Origin of the sequence: Ruegeria sp. R8_1, from assembly GCF_017743815.1 — a bacterium.
Classification (GTDB): domain Bacteria; phylum Pseudomonadota; class Alphaproteobacteria; order Rhodobacterales; family Rhodobacteraceae; genus Ruegeria; species Ruegeria lacuscaerulensis_A.
The window spans coordinates 184,774-207,916 of sequence record NZ_JAGHRL010000006.1; the positions used below are offsets into that span (position 1 = coordinate 184,774).

Below are 23,143 nucleotides of genomic sequence, written 5' to 3' on the forward strand. Positions count from 1 at the left end.
CGCGTTTAGTTGCCGTCCTTCAGCCCCATCAACGCAGCGGCGAAGGGGTTGTCGGGATCAATGGCTTTCTCTTTCTTGGGTGGGCGGGCCGAAAAGGATTTCGCGCCTTGCGGCTTGCCACCCTTTTTACCCTGCGGGCGGCGGTTGTCCTGAGGCTTGCCACGCGGCTTGCCCTTGCCCTGCCCCTGTTCGCGGCGCGGGCCACGATTTTGCTGACGCTGACGGCCCCATGTGAAGGTGTAGAACACCTCGACCTCGGGCTCATCACTTACGGGTTCCGCGACCGGAGCCTCGGCTGCCGCCTCGGTGCTTTCGGTGGCCTCGGCTGGCGCCTCGGCGGGTGCGGTCGCCTCGTCGGTCGCACCTGCGTCTGCCGAGGCTTCCTCAGTCACAGGTTGCTTGGGCGCTTCTGCCGCAGGCTGTTCGGCGGGCGCAGCTTTGACTTTTTCACGCTCGCCCCGCTCGGCCTTGTAACCTAAGCCTTGCATCAGGTCGGCGAATTGTTCCAGAGTCATACCGGTGATCGAGAGCATGTCGGGCTTGGCTTCGAACCCACCACGACTGTCCTCGGACCGGAGCATGTCGGCCAGACGTTCCAGCATATCGATACGGATCGAACGCTCACCGGCGTCGCGGTAACCGCACATTGTGTCATAGCCCCGCGGCGAGTCCTTGGCGACGGGCACCGTGACCAGACCCGGAGGTGGCGCTTCGGGAAATTCCTGCAAACCACCCGCAAGCGCCCACAGAACCAGACGCAGGCGCGTCGGCGCGGGCTTCAGCAGCAGCGGCATGAAGATCGTGAACTGACCGAACCGGATGCCGTGCTTGCGCAGTGCGCCACGCGCGTCCTGATCCAGATCCTTGACCTCTTGTGCGACCTGCGCGCGAGGCAGAATGCCCAATGCCTCGACCATGCGGAAGGCGAAGCCCTTGGCTAGACCGCTCAGCTCCTCGTCCCGTGACAAGTTCAGCAGCGGCTCAAACAGCGCGGCCACCTTACGGTCGATGAAGTGCTGCAAGCGGCGCTGCACTTTCTGCTCGACATCGGGGCCTGCAGCTTCATCCACGAAGACCTCGACCATGGGTTTGAGCGGCTCGGACCCGGCAACCAGCTTGCCGACGGCATATTCGCCCCACATCAGGCCACCTTGTTCGGTGAAATCAATTTCGGTATCGGGCGCGTTGTAGAAGCGATCGGCGCGCAGATGGAATTGCGGCGCGAGGGCCTGCAAGGACGCCGATTTCAAAGCTTTCGCCTCGGTCCCCTGCGCAGCCTTGTCCGGGCTAAACCGGAACCCTTCCAAACGACCGACGAATTCGCCTTCGACGGTCACTTCACCCTTGTCATTTACTTCGGCCAAAAGGGCCTCCTTCTGTTTGAGCCGGCGCAGCAACACGGACGTGCGCCGGTCCACAAATCGTTGGGTCAAACGGTCATGCAGAGCGTCCGACAGCCTGTCTTCTACAGTGCGCGTTTCCTCACGCCAATGGGATTCGTCACGCACCCAACCGTTTCGTTGCGCAACATATGTCCAGGTGCGAATATATGCCAGCCGTTTGGACAGCGCATCAATATCTCCGTCCGTCCGGTCGATCCGGCGGATTTGCCGCGCCATGAAGTCATCAGGGATCGACTGGCGTTCGTGCAGATGCCCGTAGATCACCTCCAGCAGGCTGGCGTGCTCGGAATGGCTGATGCCGCGAAAATCGGGGATTCGGCATACATCCCACAGCAAACGGATGGATTGCGGGTCACTGGCGCGGGCCATGACCTCGGTCACTTGCGACAGGGATTTCAGCACGTTCAGATCATCAGCCGGCCGCGCCTTGAGCAGGTTTTCGTCGTTGGGGCTGACCTCAAGCGAGTCGATCAGCGCCTCGATTGAGCCGAACCACAAAGCGGCATTCCGCCAGTTCAGCTTTTTCATCGGCGTAAAGCGGCTATCCATGATCGCTTGCGCTGTTCCCTCGTCCAGCGGCGGGGCCTCGCCCGTGACGCCAAACGTGCCATCCGACATGCCGCGCCCGGCCCGGCCTGCGATCTGCGCCAATTCATTGGGGGCCAAGGGGCGCATCCGCCGACCGTCAAACTTGGTCAGCGAGGAAAACGCCACGTGATTCACATCGAGATTCAACCCCATACCAATGGCATCGGTTGCGACCAGATAATCCACCTCACCATTCTGATAGAGATCCACCTGCGCATTCCGCGTGCGCGGGCTGAGAGCCCCCATGACGACCGCAGCCCCGCCCTTTTGACGACGCAGCAGTTCCGCGATGGCATAGACGTTATCGACCGAGAACCCGACGATGGCGCTGCGCGGGGGCATCCGGCTGATCTTTTTCGACCCGGCATAAACCAGCTGAGACATGCGTTCGCGCCGCACGAACTGCGCCTCGGGCACCAGCGCTGATATGGGACCACGCATGGTGTCCGAGCCCAGAAACAGCGTCTCGCTTGTACCGCGTGACCGCAGCAAACGGTCGGTGAAAACATGGCCGCGCTCGGGGTCGGTACAGAGCTGGATTTCGTCGATGGCCACGAAATCGGCACCCATCCCCTCGGGCATCGCCTCGACCGTGCAGACCCAGTATTGAGTGCGCGGCGGCACGATCCGTTCTTCGCCCGTAACAAGCGCCACGACAGACGGCCCGCGAATGGCGACGATCTTGTCATAAACCTCGCGCGCCAGCAGACGCAGCGGCAGGCCGATAACACCTGTCCGGTGGCCCAGCATCCGCTCGATCGCGTAATGAGTTTTGCCTGTGTTCGTCGGGCCCAGTACGGCCACGATTCGGGATGACCCGCTCACTCTTGCCCCCTGCCCCTTAGAGGGCCGAACCCTCGACCTGAGGCTTCAGTCGATTCACCGCATTGGTTACTTCTTCATGATGGGGATGTATAGCCAATGCACGCTCGTAGACAGCCAGCGCTTTGTCCGGTTGGCCAATAATCTCAAAGATCAGGCCAAGACCGTAGATCGCTTCGTAATGGTTCGGATTAAGTGTCAGTGCGTATTCCAGATCAGCGGCGGCCAAGCCAAACCGTTCAACCCCAAAAAATGCCGACGCGCGTACGTGCCACCCTTCTGCAAATTCAGGCGCATGATCGGTCAGCGCCGTCAGATGTTCGATAGCCGCCTTGGTATCCCCGTCATCCAGCGCCTCACGTCCCCGTTCCAGCAAGAGATCAGCCGAGGCTGAACCCGATAGCGACCACAGAGACTTGAGTTGACGATCAATGCCAATCGCTTGATCAGGCGTTGATTGCGCCAGTTGCTGCAATAGCTCGGCTTCATCCCGTGAATCTGCCTGCTGCGCAAGACAAGGGATGGAAAACGTGACTAGCAGCGCGGTTGCCGCGACGATACCTTTGAGATTGGTGCTTGCAATGCTCATAACAACGGTCAGTGTAGCGTAGCGCAGGAGGATGTCCATTCCCTGTGCTCAAATCAAAGTGAGGAGAACCATGAGCGACACTCTGGAAAAAGCCGCAGCGGCGCTGAACGAAAAACTGGCCGACAGCGGCTTTGGCGCATCCGCCAAGTTCGCCATTGAAGGTGTGGGTTCGATTGTTCTGGACGGCAGCGGCGCGCGTGTCAGCGACGAAGATGCTGACGTCACCATGAACGCGGATGTCGACACGTTCGAACAAATCCTGAGCGGTGAGCTGAACCCGACCGGTGCTTTCATGTCCGGCAAGCTGACCGTCGATGGTGACATGGGTGTCGCCATGCAACTGGCATCGGCGCTGGCCTGATGGAAATGTCGTCGGCCCCTTTGTTCGAAGACGTGGCCGGCGCACCCGCCGGTGGACAGGCCCATTGGCTGACGACCTCTGACGGGGTTCGCATCCGAGTGGCTCACTGGCTGCCAGAGGGTGATGCGGTCGGGACTGTGTTCATGTTTCCCGGCCGTACAGAATATATCGAGAAATACGGTAATGCCGCGACCGAGTTCGTCGGGCGTGGATTTGCGTTTCTGGCAATCGACTGGCGTGGTCAGGGACTAGCCGATCGCCCTCTGGACGACCCGCGTGTCGGACATGTCGATACGATACCGGATTATCAAATGGATGCTCAGGCCGCTTTCGCGCTGGCCACAGAGCTCGACCTGCCCAAACCGTGGCACGTCATCGGTCACTCGATGGGCGGTGCCATTGGCCTGCGGGCTGTACTTGAAACTGACAAGTTTGCCACCTGCGCCTTCACCGGACCGATGTGGGGGATTTTCTTCACGCCGCTGATGAAACCGCTGAGCCGTTTGACCGCCTATTGGGGCCCTCGGTTTGGGCTGGGTGAGAAAACGCCGCCCACGACATCTTTGGAAAGCTACGTCCTGTCGCAACCGTTTGAAGGCAACGTACTGACCCGCGATCCGGCGATGTACCAGATGATGAAGGATCAGCTGAACGCCCACCCCGAGTTGGCGCTTGGTGCACCCTCGACAATCTGGCTGCGCGAGGCGCTGGACGAATGCGCCTGGTTGATGGAACAGACCGCCCCCACCATTCCGTGCCTGACTTTCCTTGGAACCCATGAACAGATCGTCGACCGCAAGGCGATCCGCGCCCGCATGGCAAACTGGCCCAGCGGTACGCTGGAGGAAATCCCCGACGGGGAACACGAGGTTTTGATGGAAGCGCCTGAGGTCCGCGGCCCCGTTTTCGACCAGTTGGCGGCGCATTTCATGGCCGCCGAACGCGAACCGGCCCTGTCTGACTAACACCCCGCTTGTGATCCCTGCCCGGCACGCCTAGATGTTGGCGAAAGCTGTTATTTCGAGGTGATCCATGCGCGACCTTCCCTTCCCCGTCCGTGACGCAAACGCAGTCGGCGGGTCCGACAATCTTGGCAACCTGCCGGAATGGGACCTCACGGACCTGTACAGCTCGGAAGAGGCACCGGAATTGTCGCGCGATTTGGACTGGCTGGAAGGCGAATGTGCGTCCTTTGCCGCAGATTACGAGGGCAAGCTGGCCGATCTGGATGCCGATGGACTGCTGCAATGCGTCCTGCGTAACGAAAAGATCAACGCTATTGCCGGGCGGATCATGTCCTTCGCCGGTCTGCGGTACTACCAGCTGACCACCGATGCGGACCGCGCCAAGTTCCTGTCGGACATGCAGGAAAAGATCACCATTTTCACCACGCCGCTGGTCTTTTTCACGCTCGAGATCAACCGTATCGACGATGACGCGCTGAAAGCCCGGTTCGACGCCAACGCGGACCTTGCCCGGTACGAACCCGTCTTCCGCCGCATCCGCGCGATGAAGCCCTATCAACTGTCTGATGAGCTGGAGAAATTCCTGCACGATCTGGGCGTTGTCGGCGATGCATGGGAGCGTCTGTTTGACGAAACCATCGCCGGCCTGACCTTTGACATCGAAGGCGAAGAGCTGAACATCGAAGGCACACTGAACCTGCTGACCGAGCAGGACCGGACCAAACGCGAAACCGCCGCTCGCGAATTGGCGCGGGTGTTTCAGGACAACGTCAAAACCTTTGCCCGTGTTCACAACACACAGGCCAAAGAGAAAGAAATTGTCGACCGCTGGCGCAACATGCCGACCGCGCAAACCGGTCGCCACCTGTCGAACGACGTGGAACCCGAGGTGGTTGAGGCTCTGCGCGAAGCCGTCGTCGCCGCCTATCCCAAGCTGAGTCACCGCTACTACGAGCTCAAGCGCAAATGGCTGGGGCTGGACGTTATGCAGGTCTGGGACCGCAACGCGCCCTTGCCGATGGAAGACACACGCATCGTCGGCTGGGACGAGGCCGAAAAGACCGTGATGGATGCCTATAACGCGTTTGACCCGCGCATGGGCGAAATTGCTGCCCCCTTCTTCAGCAAAGGCTGGATTGATGCGGCGGTGAAGCCGGGCAAAGCGCCGGGTGCATTTGCCCACCCGACCGTGACCGACGTGCACCCCTACGTGATGCTCAACTATCTGGGCAAACCGCGCGACGTGATGACCTTGGCGCACGAGCTGGGCCACGGTGTCCACCAAGTACTGGCCGCCGGTCAGGGCGAGATGCTGTCTTCTACCCCGCTGACACTGGCCGAAACGGCCTCGGTCTTTGGTGAGATGCTGACCTTCCGCAAAATGCTGGATCAGGCCGAAACCCCCGAACAGCGCAAAGTGCTATTGGCGGGCAAGGTCGAGGACATGATCAACACGGTCGTCCGCCAGATTGCGTTCTATGATTTCGAATGCAAACTCCACGCCGCCCGCCGCGAGGGCGAGCTGACACCTGACGACATCAACGCCCTGTGGATGAGCGTTCAGGCCGAAAGCCTTGGCCCGGCATTCGAATTCATGGACGGGTACGAGACCTTCTGGGCCTATATCCCGCATTTCGTCCACTCACCCTTCTACGTCTACGCCTATGCGTTTGGCGACGGCTTGGTGAACGCGCTCTATTCCGTCTACGCAAGCGGGTCCGATGGGTTCGAGGACAAGTATTTCGACATGCTGCGCGCCGGTGGTTCGATGCACCACAAGGAATTGTTGGCCCCGTTCGGGCTTGACGCCAGCGATCCCAAGTTCTGGGACAAGGGCCTGTCGATGATCTCGGGCTTTATCGACGAACTGGAAGCGATGGAAGGCTGATCATTTCTGGTTTTTGGTGGTCAGAAACACGGCCAGCACGATCAGCACACCCCCAAGGGCCGCAATCGGCGTGATTGCGGCCCCCAGAAACAGTGCCGAATTAATAAAAGTGAACACGACCGAGGCCGCAAACATCAAGGTTGCGGTCAAGGTCGAAACCCGCGCAGCAGCCTCGTACCACAGGTAATAGGCGCAGGCGGTCGGCAACACGCCCAGCAGGATCAGGAACACGACGTCATTCACCGTTGGAACCTGCATCGAAAACACAGCCAGAGGCAGCAGAAGAACCCCGGAACACAAGAAGATGCCGAACAGGAAGTTCAGCCGCTCTCCGGTCGATTTCGAATTGCGCATCGCCCGACTGCTTGAGATCAGGAAGACCGCCCAGCTTAGCCCGGCCCCGATTTCAAGAAGGTCTCCGAATAAGGGCTCTCCACCTCCCTGAAAATCCCGGAAAACGGTCAGAAAAACGCCCAGAATTGCCAAAACCGTGGCCAGAACATCGGTTCGCGTGACCGGTGTATCCGCAAAAAAATACAAAAAAACCAGCACGAAAAAGGGCGCTGTGTTCTCCAAAACCATCGCATTGGCCGCGCCGGTATGTTCAAGCCCGATGTGGAACAGGATATAGTTCACGACGGTCGACAATACGGCCAGACGGAAATTCCAGTCACTCAACCGGATCGAGACGGAAACCCGCATCAGACGCAACATGCAATAGATCGCCAACGCCGCTATGAACAGGCGCGAAACGGCAATCTGCAATCCGCCCAGATCGCTGGTCAGATAGCGCACGATAACGCTGTGTGTGCCCCACAAGAACGCAGCCAGGAACCCAAGAACCAATCCATTCTGCAACAGGGGCTGTTTTGGCATGGACTATTTCAACTGACTGTCCTTGGACCCGCGCCGATTGATCCCGGACCGCGCTTTAAACGCACCGTCCCTATCCTGCTGGCAATCCAGACAGAGTTTCACCCCCGGCAAGGCAAGTCTGCGTTTCTCGGGGATCGGCTCTTCGCATTCTGCGCAATGAGTCAAGCTTTCGCCCTGAGGGCGCTTTTGCGCCTGCATCCGGGCCAGTTCGTCGGAAATCGACGCCTCGATCTGTTCACTCACCGCGCCATCGCGCGCCCAGCCGCCAGCCATTGGTCGCCTCCTGTTTGGGTGGCGACCAGATTAAGTTACGGGGCCCATGTGTGGCAAGTCAGAGCGGCACTGCGCCTTCGAACACGCGGTCAATCACCTCTTGCGTCCCGCGTGAAAACTCAAGCGCGCAAGGATAACCCGCCCCTTCACGCACCGAACGACAGAATGCCTCGACCTGCAGTTTATAGTGATCGTCACCGGGGAACCGTGTGACCTGAACCTCAAGCCCCGGACGATGCAGTTCGACGCGCGCTTCGCCAAAGACCCGCGCGTTGAACGGTGTCGTCAGTCGGATAACGCCACCCTCGCCGTGAAAGACCATCTCTTGATGGGGATGCATACGGATCGAAACGTAACTGGAATATGTAAAATCAGGGAACTGAGCACGAATTTCGGTGAAGGCATCAATACCGTTCTCCCACCGGATTGCAGATTGTACCGAAACCGGTTCCTGCCCGGTAGCGAACCGTGCGCTGCCAATCACATAGACACCAATGTCGCGCAGCCCTCCGCCACCGGTTTCCGCACGATTGCGGATGTTTTCGGTTTCCTCCCGATTGTCAAAACTGAACGCCCCCGTCACATGCACGAGCTTACCAATAGCCCCATCTGCAATCAGCTTGCGCGCGAACTGCCACTGTGGATGATGCACGATCATATAGGCCTCGGCCGCCAGCAACCCGGTTTCATCCCGTTTTGCGATCAAGGCGTCAAACTCATGCGCCTGCATTGTCATCGGTTTTTCGCACAACACATGTTTACCAGCGTCCAGCGCCTTCAGGGACCAATCTACATGCATGTGGTTCGGCAATGGAATGTAAACCGCCTCGATCTGCGGATCAGCCAGCATCGCATCATAACTGTCATAAACGGTCAGGTCCGGGCAAAACGCCTGAAAGGGTACGGCCTTTTCTGGGCTGGACGTCGCCAATCCGGCAAACCGCGCGCCGTCCGCTGCGTGAATGGCCGGTGCCATGAACCGACGCGCGAAATTCGCGGCGCCCAGTACGCCCCATTGAACAGGTTTTTGCATTTATCCCTCCCACATTTTCGCGACATCGTTATCGCTAACGGCAAAATCCCTGCTGTTCTAGCAACGTCTGGACGCGAAGTCAGGCTTTTATCTGCCTCAATCGATCGTAAGCTGACATCGCATACTGAAAGGAACCGGGAATGCGCAGATTTCTTAAATGGGTCGGCGGGCTGACAGGAATAGCAATGGCCGCTGGCTTGTTAATTTTCTTTGTTTTTTTGCCGCCCTATATCGAAGGCAAACGCAACAACGTCATCGACCACGCGCCGTACCCAGTGACAGATGCAGCCGCCGCGTTACACGAAACTTTGATCGTAGGCGACCTGCACGCTGACCCTCTGCTATGGAGTCGCGACCTGACCGAACGCGGGACGCGCGGACAGGTGGACATCCCCCGACTGATCGAAGGAAACGTTGCCCTGCAGGTCTTCACCGCGGTCACGAAATCCCCTGCTGGTCAGAACTATGAGGCCAACTCGGCCGATGCGTTCGACAATATCACCCTCCTGGCGATCGGGCAGCTTTGGCCGCTTCGAACCTGGGACAGCCTCATGCAGCGCGCAGTCTATCAAGCTGAAAAGCTGCATCAGTTCGAGGCGGCCTCGGGTGGAAAACTGAAAGTTGTCAAATCCCGCAGTGATCTGGAAGACGTGCTGGCCGCTCGTGCAAACGGCCAAGACGTTGTTGGGGGTATCCTCGGCATCGAAGGGGCCCACGCGCTTGAGGGGGATCTGACCAATCTGGATGCCCTGTTTGACGCCGGTCATCGGGTGTTTGGCCTTCAGCACTTCTTTGACAATGAATTGGGCGCATCCTTGCACGGACAGGCGAACACCGGACTGACGGAATTCGGTCGCGACGTTGTTGCCCAATTGGCCGAAATGCCCGTCGTCATCGACCTCGCGCATTCCAGCCCTCTGGTCGCGCGGGATGTGATCGCGATGACGGACGTTCCACTGATCGTCAGCCATGGCGGGCTACACGGCTTCTGCGCCGTCAAACGGAACTTTCCCGATGATCTGATGCAAGAGATCGCGGCCACCGGAGGCGTAATCGGCATGGGATACTGGGCCGACGTAACCTGCGGGGATATCACCCCTGCGGGCGTGGCCAAGATGATCAAGGCGGCAGTCGATACTGTTGGGGAAGATCACGTCTCGCTTGGGTCGGATTACGACGGGTCGGTCGAGACCGCGTTTGACACATCTGAACTAGCAGCGCTGACCTCGGGCCTGTTGAGCGAAGGTCTGACCGAGGCGCAAATCCGCAAGGTGATGGGCGAGAACATGGTTCGCGTGTTTCGCCAGCAGTTGGCCCAATAAAAAAAGCCCGCCCAGGCAGGCGGGCTTTTAATCACACCGGCCTGATTACATCTGGCCCAGCATTCCCTTTTCACGCGCGAGATCGCGCATTTTCTTCTGCAGTTTTTCGAACGCTCGTACCTCGATCTGACGAATGCGTTCGCGGCTGACGTTATACTGCGTGCTCAGTTCTTCCAGCGTCACAGGCTGATCCATCAGGCGACGCTGAGTCAGAATGTCCTTTTCGCGGTCGTTCAGCACCTCCAACGCGGCGGCCAGCAATTCACGCCGCGCGTCCAGCTCGTCGCGCGCCTCATAGTCGCCTGCCTGATCGGCGTCTTCATCCTCAAGCCAGTCCTGCCATTGCATGGTGCCTTCGCCCTCGGACCCGACGGTCGCGTTCAGCGAGGCATCGCCACCGGACATCCGGCGGTTCATGCTGATGACTTCCTCTTCGGTCACACCAAGATCATTGGCGATCTGCGCCACGTTTTCAGGGCGCAAGTCACCCTCTTCCAACGCGCCGATACGTGCCTTGGCCTTGCGCAGGTTGAAAAACAGCTTTTTCTGCGCGGATGTCGTGCCCAGTTTCACCAGCGACCACGACCGCAGGATGTATTCCTGAATCGAGGCGCGAATCCACCACATCGCATAGGTCGCCAGACGGAAACCTTTTTCCGGGTCGAACCGTTTGACGGCCTGCATCAGGCCGACATTGGCCTCGGAAATCACCTCGGCCTGCGGCAGACCATAGCCGCGATAGCCCATGGCGATCTTGGCCGCCAGACGCAGGTGCGACGTGACCATTTTATGAGCCGATTCAGTATCTTGCTCTTCAACCCAACGCTTGGCGAGCATGTACTCTTCTTCTGGCTCAAGCAGGGGAAACTTGCGAATTTCCTGCATATAGCGGTTCAGTCCGCCTTCCGGCGTCGGCGCGGGGAGATTTGCGTAATTTGCCATAATTCATGTCCCTCCGACAAATGTTTAAGTTGTTAACATAGGATATGGGAGGTCATCCCCATCCGTTCAAGAGGTACCGTTAACAGTTTGGGATTAACGATTGATAAAGGAAAGATAAGAACGTGTTACTCACAGGTGTTTGCGCATTATGACAACGGCTTGCGCAGCTGTTCAATCAGAATTTCCATATCGGCGGGCAGATCCGCTTCAAACCGCAGGTTTTCGCCCGAAACCGGGTGTTCGAAACCCAAAACAGCGGCGTGCAGCGCTTGTCGCGGGAACGCACGAACAAGCTCTGCGGTTTCCGCGCTGAACGCCTTAGCGGCCAGTTTACGCTTACCGCCATAGACCGGATCGCCAACCAGACCGTGGCCCACATGGGCCATGTGCACGCGAATCTGGTGCGTACGACCCGTTTCCAACCAGCACTCAATCAACGCCAAACCCGCCGGAGTGCCAAAAGTTTCAACCAACCGCGCCCTTGTTACTGCATGGCGGCCTCCGTGGAACAGAACGGCCTGTTTCTGACGGTCGGTTTTGTGTCGCGCCAGTTGCGTGGTCAGACGCATGACATTGCCGGGCTCAAAACTCACGCCCTTTACGCCACGTAAGCGCGGGTCGTTTGCGTCGGGTACACCGTAACACACCGCACGATAGTAACGCTCGACGCTGTGGGCTTCGAATTGGGCCGCCAACCCATGATGTGCAGCATCCGATTTAGCAACAACCAGCAAGCCGCTGGTTTCCTTATCTATCCGGTGTACGATTCCCGGGCGCTTGACCCCCCCGACACCGGACAAGTCATCGCCACAATGATGCAGCAGCGCGTTTACCAAAGTTCCGCTGGGCGATCCCGGGGCCGGATGCACCACCATGCCTGCGGGCTTATTCACAACAATCAAATCGGCGTCTTCGTAAACGACGTCCAGCGGGATATCCTCGGGGCCGATATGGCTGTCTTCGGCTTCGGCTACTGTGATCACCACAACCGCCTCGGCGGACACCTTGGCCTTGGGGTCGCACACCTCGGACCCGTTAATCCGGACAGCGCCCTCTTCGATCAATTTGCCCAAACGGGTGCGCGACAGGTTTTCCTCGGGTGGAACATCACGCGAAAGCGCCTTATCAAGACGAGGCGGCGGATCGTCCGCGATGTGAAATTCAATCTGGCGAGTGCCCATGACTGTCCCTTCCGAACCTCAAGAACCGCTGGAAACGCCGCAGATTCGACTGCTGCGGCGGATGGTCATGTTGCTGACCGCGGTGATGATTGGCGGCGTTCTAGTGACATTCGCACTGATTGTCATCCGGCTAACGGACAGAACCCCCACCCTTCCCGACCAGATCGCCTTGCCCGATGGCGCCAAGGCCCAAGCTTTGACAATCGGCAGCAACTGGTACGCCGTCGTTACAAATGACAACCGCATTCTGATTTTTGACAAGACGACCGGACGCCAGCGTCAGGAAATCAAGCTGGATTAGGTCGCGATCAGCTCTCCAGCGCCATTCGAAAGACGATTTCGGACGCTTTGCTGAACGCCTGATATTCCTGCGGAGTGTCCCGGCGGAACTCAAGCTCACTCGCGTTAAGCTGTTTCGGTGCGAACACCTGCGACGCATCGGGAAAGAACTCCTGCTGAAACGCAACATCCTGCTTTGCCATAAGGGTATCCAACCATTCCCGTTCGTCCGGCTCCAAAACGTCGTGGCGGCGCACCATGACGGGGTCTTCGGATATCAATCGTCTGAGCTGGCGACTTTTCTTGCGCCCCAGCGCCCGCGTGACAACCCCAAAGGCTTCGCTGGCGGCACGCGATTGCGACGGGTTGGATGGTGCCCCTGTAACATATCCTTCTGGCAATGGCGTTCCGATCCGCGTCAGAAAATCGTCCACGACATGGCCATTGGTCATCTGCTCGCGCTCATACACCAAGGGAACAATCGTCACGCCCGGAAACGCCTTTCGGATTTGCTCAACCCGTGACGTGAAGCTAAAGGCTGCAGGGTCCGCTTCAATTCGGGACAATTGGGAACGGATGTAATCAGTACCGACAATTGGTAAGCGTCCGTTCTTGGCGCGTTGTTTGTAATCGGCCTCAAAAAAATCCGAGTACCGGCGGCAGTAAAATGCAATTCGCAGGGCGCGCGCCGGAATTTCCGCAAAGACCTGCGCCAGCTTCTCGAAATCGCAGGAATAGAACATCTCGGATGACACGACACAGGTTTGCCCTGAATGCGCATCAAATTCCGAGGTCATCCCTGCCCGGAAAGGATCCATCGGCTGATCGCTTTGGTTCATGTGGAACGCGATGATGTTGTGGCTGACCGCAAGTCGAGGATTTCCGTCCAGCCTGCGTCGGCCGGTTTCCATGTAACGCAAGCCGATCTGATCAAGGACGGGCTGGTTGCCGCGCAAGAACCCCTGCAGCGCTGTTGTTCCGGTTTTGGGCATACCCAAATGCAGCCACAGCATCATATGTCTCCGAGGTCAGGATACAGGTGCATCATGAAGCCGTATTCTCGGCCGAGACAGACGTCATTTGCTGCATCAACTCTTGCATTTCAGGCTGCTCGCGTAGCTGCGCGATCTGCTGCCTGTGGAGATCACAAGACATATGATGCAATCGCGCGATTTCCGGGTCAGCCAGCATCTCGTAATACAGCGTTCGCTTACGCTCCAGAACAGCGTCAATGGATGTGCAGGTCGTCGCGTTCTGGTTCATCATGTTCCAATATTCCAGACCCAGGCTCTCGCCCAAGTGGTGCGCCCGCCCGCGCATCTTTTTGACCAGATAACTTTCACAGGATTTAAGGGCATAGTGGTTGAGTTGAACATATTCATACCCGACAGACGCGCGTGTCGACCGCCAGCTTTTGTCATAGTAATGCTCGGGCATTTTCTGGCCAGAACCGTTGTACCAGTGACACTCTTCCATCGTTTCGACGGTCGCGCGTTTCGGCCGGTGGACGCCCAGCGCGTCCCATAGCCCGCGCTGGAACATCGTCTTGAAGCCCCATGCCTGTGGCGGGCGAATAATCCTCTCGGGCGCGGCTTTGCGGAACTGGTCGGAAAGGAACCGATCCTCATATCGAACGATTCCCGCATTTCCGAACAACCGCCATGTCATCGAAATCGTTTTGGCATCCGGAATAGCCTGTGTCAGCGCACGCAGAGTGTTATCGCCCGTCTTGACGTTGATATGTTCATCCGCGTCGATCACGATCACCCAGTCCTGCGGGCGTGCAATCTCCATCTTAAGAAACGCGTTATAAGCGCGCTTTTGCGGGCTTGTCCGGCGACGAGAGTTGTTGTCGACATGGGTTACCACACCCATCTCATCAAGCCTCTGTAACAAAGCATCCGTACCGTCGGTGCAATCATTGGTCATCACGACGATCTGATCAACGCCAATCGCCCGATTATGCGCCACCCATTCCAGCACGAAGGGCCCCTCGTTTTTCATGGGGGTGATGCTGATAAACCGTGATTCTTCGTCGCTCATTCCTGGGTGCCTCAATCGCCCTGTCGATACCTTGTTCTGGCTGAACATATCATTTTTGATCTTTCAAACTTCCTACGTTCAATTCCGAGTGTAACCAAGCAAAATCAAGAGGCTCCTCCTCCTGCGCGCTGCAGTTGGTTGGAAAAGCGTTGATATGTCGGACACAAGTCTTTCGCAGCCCGCAAATAAAGCCGGGCCGCTTTCCTGTCGCCCCTTTGCAGCAGAATGCGCCCGGCTTCGCCCTGAATTGCCGCCGTGTTCTTGTCCATGTCCGCGGCTTGAATAATCTGTTTGTGCCCCTGTTCTGTTGCGCCAATCCGTTCAAGGCATCGCCCCATCGCAAAGACAAGAAACGGATTACCTGGATCGCACGCCAATGCATCTGCCATTGCAAGGCGTGCGTTGGCCGCGTCTCCTTCGGCCTCAAAGAGCCCGGCCAGTCGTTTGTGATACAAGGGGTTTTCCGGTGCTTCGGCAACAACGCGACGCATCAAGTCGACCGCCTTGGTTGCGGTGATTTCCCCTGTATGCACGCTCAGCACGGTTCGAAAGCTCTGCACTCGGACATCTGTGTTCGGAAAATCCGTCATGCGGGCAAGACCATCCACAAGGCGCTGCAACCGCGGTGTGCTGCTGAACAATCTGCGGGCTTTCTGGTCCAGCGACAAATCCCACCAGTCCATAAGCAGAAAATCGAAGTTACATGGCAGCCGTACGAGGACTTTTCGTTGTGCAACGTGAGCGTTGAAGTTGAACCATGGCCTGCGAATAACCTTCTGCAACTCCCAATCGGTCGGAGGGAACAGTCGAAGTGAAATGTGATCCCGATACACCACCCTCGACCCAAACACCAAAACGTCGGGCCGGATCGGCTTTGCCCAAAATCCCTGGCTGAACGCTTGCGCCGCCTGCCAGCGCTTGCGTTTTTCGCCCAACGCAGCAGCCTTAAGAGCGCACAGAACGGCATGGTCTTCGGGCCACACATTTGGATCCTGAAAGACAGCGTCCACAAGTCCTAACGTGGCATCCCACTGTCCTTGGTAGAACAGGTTCAGGGCCTGCAAAAGCGGTAGGAATGCGTTATCGGCGCCTGCGTGTAACAGCTTATCACCCAAGCTGGACGCCTCTTCGGTACGATCTTCGGCATTCAGGCGATTAAAGTGGAATAACACTTTGGAATAGATATGCGCCGCCTCGGACGGGTTCAAAAACTTGTCCAAAGGGCCTTTCAATCGCGCGATCGCAGCTTCATAGGCTTCGGACATCTCATCCTCGGTCAGGACGTCGCGAAACACCTTGCGCTGTCGCCCTGAAATGCGCGCGGCCGCCATAGAGAAGGCACTGATCACGGGTGCAACCACCTGATCTGCGCGCGACATCGTGTAAAGCTCTAGAAAGTCGCGCTGTGCCCGTGTCATGCCCGAGACGTCCGCGATATCCGACATTTGCAACAGGTTCGGAAACCGCCTTTGAAACCGCGTGATCAGTTCTGGCTGGTCCGAGAACATGATTGCCGTACGACCAGCCGCTTTTTCAAGATGCGCCTCGTAGAACTCCTCGGGTTCGATCTTGGCAGGCCAGGTCGTGTGCTTCCACGGTAGGCCATTCAGGATATCACCACGCCGAATATGATAGGCTGAAACCCCCTGCCCCGATAACCGCTCATCTGCGCAGTTCATGATCATACGGAGTTCATCCGTGAAGCCAATCCGGTGAATAAAGTCACGATAGCGCGGGCGGATCGCTTCGATATCCTCCCACGGGAAGGCGAGCACCTCAAAACCTTCTTCCACGAGCACCGAGCGACCTGCGTCAAGATGCGCGATCAACTTGTCCGGGGTTGCATCGCCTTGAAATGCCCAGATCGGTTTGGCGTCTTTGCTCAGCGCGTCAAAGTCGTCGGCGTTTGCAAAATGAACATCCATCCATTCTTGCGTGAACAGCTCGTGCGGGTGGTCCAACTCTGGCGCGTCCGCCCCCTGCGGGAACCAGTTCACACGGTAGTCGGTACCATAGTCCTCGGCCAGGCGGATACAGGTCAGCATCATAAGTAAGCGCGCACCCATACGGTCGCGGCGCTGACCGATGAAGACACCACGCGCAGCGCTCATGATGCGTCGTCTGCCGCAGCCATTGCAGCCCGGCGAAGCCTGCGAAACCGCTGACGCGCTTGCCGAACCAGCATGTCATGACGGTCGCCTGCCATACCCTCGATGCCCCGCATAAACATCGGAAGCCTGCGACGCGCGCGCATCATCTTGTAAAAAGCCGCGGGCTCTAACGATCCATCCATCGCCCCCAGCATAACAGGTTTCAGGATGTCCAGCTTGCGCAACATCGGCGCGGCAAAATGGTTTGAAAACCACGTTTTTAATAGAAAAACATTGTCGCCCTGCAGCCGTTCGACCTGCCGTCGGTCAAGGTCGAAGAATGGATCATAGAAAACGTAGGCCCGACCTGCACTTGCCACCGTTTGCGCAGCATCCCCCAGTGGCAAATCCCAATCTTGCACCTGACCAAACCGGTATCGGGTTTCCCAAGGCACAAGACGTTCATCCAACGAGGTCTGAGGATTGAAGGCAATAACCGTCGCGCCGGGCACCAGAGCGGAGAAGGTCAGCGCCCCGAACCCGCCCATTGACGCCCCGGCAAAGACAACCTTGTCGAACCTGTCAAAGAAGCCTTCGGCCGCCTTACCCTGAAAATATCCGATGATTTCAGGATCGCGGTACCACGCCTTAGAGCGCGCAAAAACCCCCATATGCGACCACCCTTCATCCCGGAAGAACTTCCAACCCCAGGGTTCGCGCGCAAAAGACAGGTCGTTGGCGTTAGCGATATTGTCAAAGCTGATCACCAGTTGTGACGCCGAGCGTTGGTGAAACAGGATCGAATGACGGTCGAGTTTCTGCAAGAACCCCGTTCCGTCGCCACCCGGATAAAGCTCGACAAACCACGGTGGCGGTGGATCTGTAAGGATCCGCTCATACCCCGTCTTACGCTCGGGATGCTCGGGTTGCAGCTGTTCTTTTGAAAGATCGTCCGCCATGGCTATCAGATCAGGTTCTCAGCCAGCCAACCGCGAAACTCGACCCAGTCGGGGCGCAGCTTGATTTCCGCGATCTTGGCCCGATGCCAGTCGCAGGCCTGTTGGTGCAGCCTGTTCAATTCAGGATCCGCTTTCAGTTGTTCAAGAACCGGAGCAGCCTTGCGAGCGGCAGGCAGGATCGATAGGTCGACCTCTTTATTGGCATTCATGTCCGTCCAATAGGATTGCCCCTGGTCCACGCGGATATGGTTGGTTCTTCCCCGATCACGCTTGATCAGGAACCCGTCCAAAGACCGAACCGAATAATGGTGCAAACGCCCAAGCGAATGGTCAAACCCCCGCCAGGCCCGCCACCCCACCTTATCCGCCGGAAACAGCTTGCCGCCAGCATCCGACCACGCAATGTCGGCCGCAGCTTCATCTTCGAACCCTTTTGGGCGGTGCGGCCCGAAACGCGTGAATTTTCCATTGTTTCGAAACAGGGTTTTCAGGCCATACGCCCGACCCGAATGATACGGATAAGGCTGATCCGCCATCGAGAACGCCTCGGTCACCGGTTTATCTTCGAAGCTGATATTGCCTGAACTGCCGAATAGCTTCCAGGCAAATGAAATAGCATCGACGGGCTGACCAGCCCTGTCCTCAACCTCGGCGATCAAAGCCCCGAATCCATTATCTCCGCATCTGATGTTCCAGAACTCGTCCACGTCGAGGCATAACAGCCAATCAGCCTCTTTGACTTTGGGTTGCCGCCGTGCACGTCGCAACATCTGATGCTGCGGGTTCCCGCCTTCTTTCACCTCGTTGGGAACGTGTGTGGCAATGCCCATATCCTGAAGCCTGCGCGCGATGTCGTCCGTGCCATCTTCACAGGCGTTGGTGAAGATCACAAAGTGTTCCACCCCAAGGGATTTATGGAAGGCCACCCACTCTAACATATAGGGGCCTTCGTTTTTCATTGTCGTGAAGACGGTAATGGCCTGAGACATCTGCACCTTTCCCGAATGGTCTTGCCTCCGACTCATACACATCCCTAACCGCACGGGCGAGACAGGAAATAGAGGTTTATGCAGTCCGGTCCTCACTGGTGCATCTCTACACAGGATTTCCTTAAGAAAAGACTGACATCTGAGTGGGAGATGGTGCGGTCGAGAAGACTCGAACTTCCACGGGTGTTACCCCACAGCGACCTCAACGCTGCGCGTCTACCAATTCCGCCACGACCGCACTGTATGTGACTTGGTAGAGGCGCGTATAGACGGTGCGGAACGGGATGTGAAGACTCAAAAACACACCGGATTGAATTCCTTTTTTCTGCTCATATCTGCACCAGTGAATTCTTTGCTTACCGCCCTGAACAGGAGCCCGCCGACATGACCACACCAGACCCACGCCCCGTCATTCAGGTGGATATTGTATCAGATGTGGTCTGCCCCTGGTGCATTGTGGGGTTTCGGCAATTGGACATCGCGTTGCAACAGGCAAACGTTCTGGCACGCCTCCGATGGCACCCGTTCGAATTAAACCCGAATATGCCACCCGAGGGCCAAAACCTGAGGGAGCACATAACCGAGAAATACGGCTCGACGCCGGAACAAAGCCAACAGGCCCGCGAGCGCTTGGTTCAAATCGGCGGCGAACTTGGCTTTACCTTTAACTTCAACGACGACAGCCGGATCGTTAACACATTCGCAGCTCACCAACTCTTGGATTGGGCTGAGTCACAGGGCAAACAACACCCGTTGAAACTAACGCTGTTCAAAACGTATTTCACGGATGGCCTGGATGTATCAGACACCGAGGTGCTGCTGAAAGCGGTGCAAGCTGCAGGGTTGGATCGTGACGCAGCACAGGCAGCGCTTGCATCTGGTGCGCATGTAGGGCCGGTACGCGAAAAGCAGCAGTTTTGGACCAGCCGTGGAATCTCGGGCGTGCCATCCATGGTCTTTGGGGGCAAATACTTGCTAACAGGCGCTCAGGGCTCCGAGACCTATTCCCAAGTCCTACAGCGGTGCCTGACCGAAGCAGCCTGACCTCTTTTCAACGCTTCATCTGCGGGGTATGAGGCCCTCATGGAATGGAAGATCACAGACGGCTTGACAGACTATGGCGAGGCTTTGTCCTTTATGGAAAAGCGCGTTGCGGCTATCGCAGCCGGCGACGCGGATGAGTGTATCTGGCTTCTGGAACACCCGCCGCTTTACACGGCTGGCACCTCGGCCAAAGCAAGTGATCTGACCGATCCCGACCGGTTCCCTGTCTACGAGGCAAAGCGGGGCGGCGAATATACCTATCATGGCCCTGGCCAACGGGTTGCTTATGTGATGCTTGACCTGAACAAGCGCGGCAAGGACGTGCGGCGCTTTGTAAAGCAGCTTGAGGAATGGGTCATCGCGTCCTTGGCCGAGTTTAATGTTACCGGTGAAATCCGCGACGGGCGCGTTGGTGTCTGGGTGCGTCGGGATGACAAACCGCTGACCCCGACTGGTCAACCTGCCGAAGATAAGGTTGCCGCCATAGGGTTGCGCCTGCGCAAATGGGTTAGCTTTCACGGTATTTCGATCAACGTCGAACCCGACCTCGAACACTTCTCAGGCATCGTTCCCTGCGGCATCAGTGAACACGGCGTCACCTCGCTGGTCGATCTAGGGCTGCCCGTTACAACAGCTGACGTGGACATTGCGCTGCGAAAAACCTTTGCTCGCGTGTTCGAGCCGATCGCGCCAATCCCATAGAGACGCGAATCGCGCAAGACTTGGGAAGATCGCGAACAATCTGTATCGTGGCAGCACCTCTGTTTCCAAAAGAGGTTTGATCTTTAGGGCGTAGCCCGGTGCAAAAGCTAAAATTTACCCAAAAACCACTCAAATGAATACACGAGACCGTTTCAAGAGTAAGATGTATTCACCGTTCTAGAGTGAGTGGTGTGTTAACCGGTCAGCACCGGAAGCCCCCAGTGCATCGGAAAAGTTCTTGGTAACGAGTCTGCCGTTCCGACCCCAAATCGGAACGGCAATTCTATTTCAGAGACGGTTTCGTTCTACGGTCAGACGCTTGCAGTTGCTCGGTCGATTTATTGACCCAATGCGGCTTTGATCTTTTCGGCATGCTGCGCGATCAGATCGAAATCCCCCATTTTTCCCGGCGCACGCAACGGCACGGCTTCGTGACGTGGCAGAACGTGGAAATGCAGGTGAAAGACTTCCTGCCCTCCGGCGGCTTCGTTGAATTGCTGTACGGTGACGCCATCAGCCTCAAATGCGTTCACCACAGCGTTCGATAGCTTTTGAACTGTTGCGATGACTGCCGCCAGTTGCTGAGGCGTCGCGTCCAGAAGATTGCGGCACGGAGTTTTTGGGATCACCAGCAAATGCCCGTCAGACCGAGGCATGATATCCATGAACGCCAAACTCTCGTCATCCTCGTACACACGTGTCGAAGGGATTTCCCCACGCAAGATCTTGGCGAAGATGTTGTCGGTATCGTAAGCGGTCATGTTTGTTCTCCAAGCGCGATATCGACACCAGTTCTGCTGTGCCCCCCAGCCGGGGTCAAGCGACGAATTGAAACCCAAGGCCGAGCCCTTGAAAATCCTGACGTGATACCCAGCTAACAGCTGATTTTGGTCGAAAATAAGCGAGTGGCCCCGCGACCCGCGACAATTATTCTTGATCCAGATCAAACTCGACCATTGAAGGCGCCCCATTCGCAATCTAAAACCAGCAGGAATCCCGCGCGTCGGAGACTTTCGGCTGCGCGGTAGAATTGTAACAGGAGGCACCTAATGGCAGACGCAGCCATTCATGGTCACGGACATGAAGACGAGCGCAGCTTTTTCCAGCGCTGGTTCATGTCGACCAACCACAAGGATATCGGGATTCTTTACCTGATCTTCTCGGCTTTGGCCGGTTTGATTTCGGTTTTGATGACTGTCTATATGCGGCTCGAGCTGATGCACCCCGGTGTGCAGTACATGTGCCTCGAAGGGTTCATGGCTGATCCGTGTACCCCGAATGGTCACCTGTGGAACGTGATGATCACCTACCATGGTGTTCTGATGATGTTCTTCGTAGTCATCCCTGCCCTGTTCGGCGGATTTGGCAACTATTTCATGCCGTTGCAGATCGGTGCGCCGGATATGGCGTTCCCGCGGATGAACAACCTGTCCTTCTGGCTGTACGTCGCTGGTACGTCGCTGGGTGTGGCTTCGCTGCTCAGCCCCGGTGGTAACGATCAGCTCGGTTCAGGTGTTGGCTGGGTTCTGTATCCGCCGCTGTCCACGACCGAGGGCGGCATGTCCATGGACCTTGCGATCTTTGCCGTACACGTATCGGGCGCCTCCTCGATCCTCGGCGCGATCAACATGATCACCACCTTCCTGAACATGCGTGCTCCGGGCATGACCCTGTTCAAGGTGCCGCTGTTCAGCTGGTCGATCTTCGTCACATCGTGGCTGATTCTGCTGTCGCTGCCGGTTCTGGCAGGCGCGATCACCATGCTGCTGATGGACCGCAACTTTGGTTTCACGTTCTTTGATCCGGCCGGTGGCGGCGATCCGATCCTGTATCAGCACATTCTGTGGTTCTTCGGCCACCCGGAAGTGTATATCGTGATCCTGCCCGGGTTCGGCATCATCAGCCACGTGATTGCGACCTTCGCGCGCAAGCCGATCTTCGGCTATCTGCCTATGGTCTGGGCGATTATCGCGATCGGTGTTCTGGGCTTTGTCGTGTGGGCGCACCACATGTACACCGTCGGCATGTCGCTGCGTCAGCAGGCCTACTTCATGCTGGCCACGATGGTCATCGCGGTTCCGACAGGCGTTAAGGTCTTCTCGTGGATTGCGACCATGTGGGGCGGTTCCATCGAGTTCAAGACACCGATGCTGTTTGCCTTCGGCTTCCTGTTCCTGTTCACCGTCGGCGGTGTGACCGGTGTGGTTCTGTCGCAGGCCGGTATCGACCGCGCCTATCACGACACCTACTACGTGGTTGCTCACTTCCACTACGTGATGTCGCTGGGGGCCGTGTTCGCGATCTTTGCAGGCGTGTACTTCTACTTCAGCAAGATGACCGGTCGTCAGTATTCCGAGTTTTGGGGCAAGATCCACTTCTGGATGTTCTTCATCGGCGCCAACCTGACGTTCTTCCCGCAGCACTTCCTGGGTCGTCAGGGCATGCCGCGTCGCTATATCGACTATCCCGAGGCATTCGCCCAGTGGAACTTTGTATCGTCGATTGGTGCGTTCATCTCGTTCGCCTCGTTCCTGCTGTTCTTCGGCATCGTGTTCTACGCCCTGTTCCGTGGTGCTAAGGAAACGCGGAACAACCCGTGGAACGAATATGCAGATACGCTGGAATGGACCCTGCCCACCCCGCCGCCCGAACACACGTTCGAGCAGCTGCCCAAGCAGGAAGACTGGGACAAGGGCCACGCCCACTGACCCCATAAGATCTAAAGAAAGCCCCGCCAAATTGGCGGGGCTTTTCATTTTGCATTCCCTTGTTTTCAGAATATTCGCCAGAACCT

At 57.4% G+C, this 23,143-nt stretch carries 21 protein-coding genes and 1 tRNA gene; 8 read left to right on the forward strand and 14 right to left on the reverse strand.

Going from position 1 to position 23,143, the window contains the following annotated elements; translation table 11 throughout:
- Positions 1–5: 5 nt before the first annotated feature.
- On the reverse strand, positions 6–2,816 hold the full coding sequence (locus tag J7380_RS14890; protein ID WP_209196560.1) for a helicase-related protein: 2,811 nt from the start codon (positions 2,814–2,816) through the stop codon (positions 6–8).
- Between the two features lie 16 nt (positions 2,817–2,832).
- Complete coding sequence (locus J7380_RS14895) at positions 2,833–3,441, reverse strand: tetratricopeptide repeat protein (RefSeq protein ID WP_209196561.1); 609 nt, start codon at positions 3,439–3,441, stop codon at positions 2,833–2,835.
- 31 nt (positions 3,442–3,472) lie between these two features.
- Here J7380_RS14895 and J7380_RS14900 point away from each other — a divergent pair, with 31 nt between their 5' ends.
- The 3 genes from J7380_RS14900 (at position 3,473) to J7380_RS14910 (ending at position 6,616) form a co-directional block, all read left to right on the forward strand.
- A complete protein-coding gene (locus tag J7380_RS14900) occupies positions 3,473–3,763 on the forward strand; it encodes an SCP2 sterol-binding domain-containing protein (protein ID WP_170352839.1) in 291 nt (96 codons plus the stop codon).
- Positions 3,763–4,728 carry an alpha/beta hydrolase gene (locus tag J7380_RS14905; protein WP_209196562.1) on the forward strand — a complete coding sequence of 322 codons (966 nt, stop codon included), beginning with the start codon at positions 3,763–3,765 and terminating at the stop codon, positions 4,726–4,728. Before J7380_RS14900 ends, J7380_RS14905 begins: the two co-directional genes overlap by 1 nt.
- Before the next feature lie 67 nt (positions 4,729–4,795).
- On the forward strand, positions 4,796–6,616 hold the full coding sequence (locus J7380_RS14910; protein WP_209196563.1) for a M3 family oligoendopeptidase: 1,821 nt from the start codon (positions 4,796–4,798) through the stop codon (positions 6,614–6,616).
- Here the strand turns inward: J7380_RS14910 and J7380_RS14915 are convergent, their stop codons facing one another.
- From J7380_RS14915 to J7380_RS14925, 3 genes are read right to left on the reverse strand one after another with little or no spacing between them, the layout of a single operon-like run.
- The gene (locus J7380_RS14915) at positions 6,617–7,492 is read right to left on the reverse strand and encodes a DMT family transporter (protein WP_209196564.1); all 876 of its coding nucleotides are present in this window, start codon (positions 7,490–7,492) and stop codon (positions 6,617–6,619) included. It abuts the gene before it with no gap.
- 3 nt (positions 7,493–7,495) lie between these two features.
- Positions 7,496–7,765: a DksA/TraR family C4-type zinc finger protein gene (locus J7380_RS14920; protein WP_170352835.1), complete on the reverse strand. Its 270-nt coding sequence runs from the start codon at positions 7,763–7,765 to the stop codon at positions 7,496–7,498.
- A gap of 58 nt (positions 7,766–7,823) precedes the next feature.
- On the reverse strand, positions 7,824–8,798 hold the full coding sequence (locus J7380_RS14925; protein ID WP_209196565.1) for a Gfo/Idh/MocA family oxidoreductase: 975 nt from the start codon (positions 8,796–8,798) through the stop codon (positions 7,824–7,826).
- A 140-nt stretch (positions 8,799–8,938) separates the two neighbouring features.
- Between J7380_RS14925 and J7380_RS14930 the strand changes: the two genes are divergently transcribed.
- Entirely contained in the window at positions 8,939–10,120 is a 1,182-nt protein-coding gene (locus J7380_RS14930) for a membrane dipeptidase (RefSeq protein ID WP_209196566.1), read from the forward strand.
- Between the two features lie 45 nt (positions 10,121–10,165).
- On the opposite strand, the gene rpoH is transcribed toward J7380_RS14930, so the two are convergent.
- The gene (rpoH, locus tag J7380_RS14935; RefSeq protein ID WP_170750687.1) at positions 10,166–11,062 is read right to left on the reverse strand and encodes an RNA polymerase sigma factor RpoH; all 897 of its coding nucleotides are present in this window, start codon (positions 11,060–11,062) and stop codon (positions 10,166–10,168) included.
- Between the two features lie 146 nt (positions 11,063–11,208).
- Positions 11,209–12,243: an RluA family pseudouridine synthase gene (locus tag J7380_RS14940; protein WP_209196567.1), complete on the reverse strand. Its 1,035-nt coding sequence runs from the start codon at positions 12,241–12,243 to the stop codon at positions 11,209–11,211.
- Here J7380_RS14940 and J7380_RS14945 point away from each other — a divergent pair.
- Positions 12,242–12,544: a DUF6476 family protein gene (locus J7380_RS14945; RefSeq protein ID WP_209196568.1), complete on the forward strand. Its 303-nt coding sequence runs from the start codon at positions 12,242–12,244 to the stop codon at positions 12,542–12,544. The genes J7380_RS14940 and J7380_RS14945 overlap by 2 nt on opposite strands.
- Positions 12,545–12,551: 7 nt before the next feature.
- Here the strand turns inward: J7380_RS14945 and J7380_RS14950 are convergent, their stop codons facing one another.
- From J7380_RS14950 to J7380_RS14975, 6 genes are all read right to left on the reverse strand, one after another.
- On the reverse strand, positions 12,552–13,535 hold the full coding sequence (locus J7380_RS14950; RefSeq protein WP_209196569.1) for a hypothetical protein: 984 nt from the start codon (positions 13,533–13,535) through the stop codon (positions 12,552–12,554).
- A gap of 31 nt (positions 13,536–13,566) precedes the next feature.
- Entirely contained in the window at positions 13,567–14,565 is a 999-nt protein-coding gene (locus J7380_RS14955) for a glycosyltransferase family 2 protein (protein ID WP_247742577.1), read from the reverse strand.
- A gap of 104 nt (positions 14,566–14,669) precedes the next feature.
- Positions 14,670–16,676, reverse strand: coding sequence for a hypothetical protein (locus J7380_RS14960; protein ID WP_209196570.1), 2,007 nt, complete (start codon positions 16,674–16,676; stop codon positions 14,670–14,672).
- Entirely contained in the window at positions 16,673–17,614 is a 942-nt protein-coding gene (locus J7380_RS14965) for a hypothetical protein (RefSeq protein WP_209196571.1), read from the reverse strand. The genes J7380_RS14960 and J7380_RS14965 overlap by 4 nt, the downstream gene beginning before the upstream one ends.
- 5 nt (positions 17,615–17,619) lie before the next feature.
- Positions 17,620–18,603, reverse strand: a complete 984-nt coding sequence (locus J7380_RS14970; protein ID WP_209196572.1) for a glycosyltransferase family 2 protein — start codon at positions 18,601–18,603, stop codon at positions 17,620–17,622.
- Between the two features lie 151 nt (positions 18,604–18,754).
- Positions 18,755–18,841, reverse strand: a tRNA-Leu gene (locus J7380_RS14975).
- A gap of 146 nt (positions 18,842–18,987) precedes the next feature.
- On the opposite strand from J7380_RS14975, the gene J7380_RS14980 reads away from it, so the two are divergent.
- Both J7380_RS14980 and lipB read left to right on the forward strand, forming a co-directional pair.
- Positions 18,988–19,647: a DsbA family oxidoreductase gene (locus J7380_RS14980; protein ID WP_209196573.1), complete on the forward strand. Its 660-nt coding sequence runs from the start codon at positions 18,988–18,990 to the stop codon at positions 19,645–19,647.
- Positions 19,648–19,686: 39 nt separating this feature from the next.
- Complete coding sequence (gene lipB, locus J7380_RS14985) at positions 19,687–20,349, forward strand: lipoyl(octanoyl) transferase LipB (protein WP_209196574.1); 663 nt, start codon at positions 19,687–19,689, stop codon at positions 20,347–20,349.
- 338 nt (positions 20,350–20,687) lie between these two features.
- Here the strand turns inward: lipB and J7380_RS14990 are convergent, their stop codons facing one another.
- A complete protein-coding gene (locus J7380_RS14990) occupies positions 20,688–21,110 on the reverse strand; it encodes an HIT family protein (protein ID WP_209196575.1) in 423 nt (140 codons plus the stop codon).
- Between the two features lie 288 nt (positions 21,111–21,398).
- Here J7380_RS14990 and ctaD point away from each other — a divergent pair, with 288 nt between their 5' ends.
- Entirely contained in the window at positions 21,399–23,057 is a 1,659-nt protein-coding gene (ctaD, locus tag J7380_RS14995; protein ID WP_209196576.1) for a cytochrome c oxidase subunit I, read from the forward strand.
- Positions 23,058–23,143 lie beyond the last annotated feature (86 nt).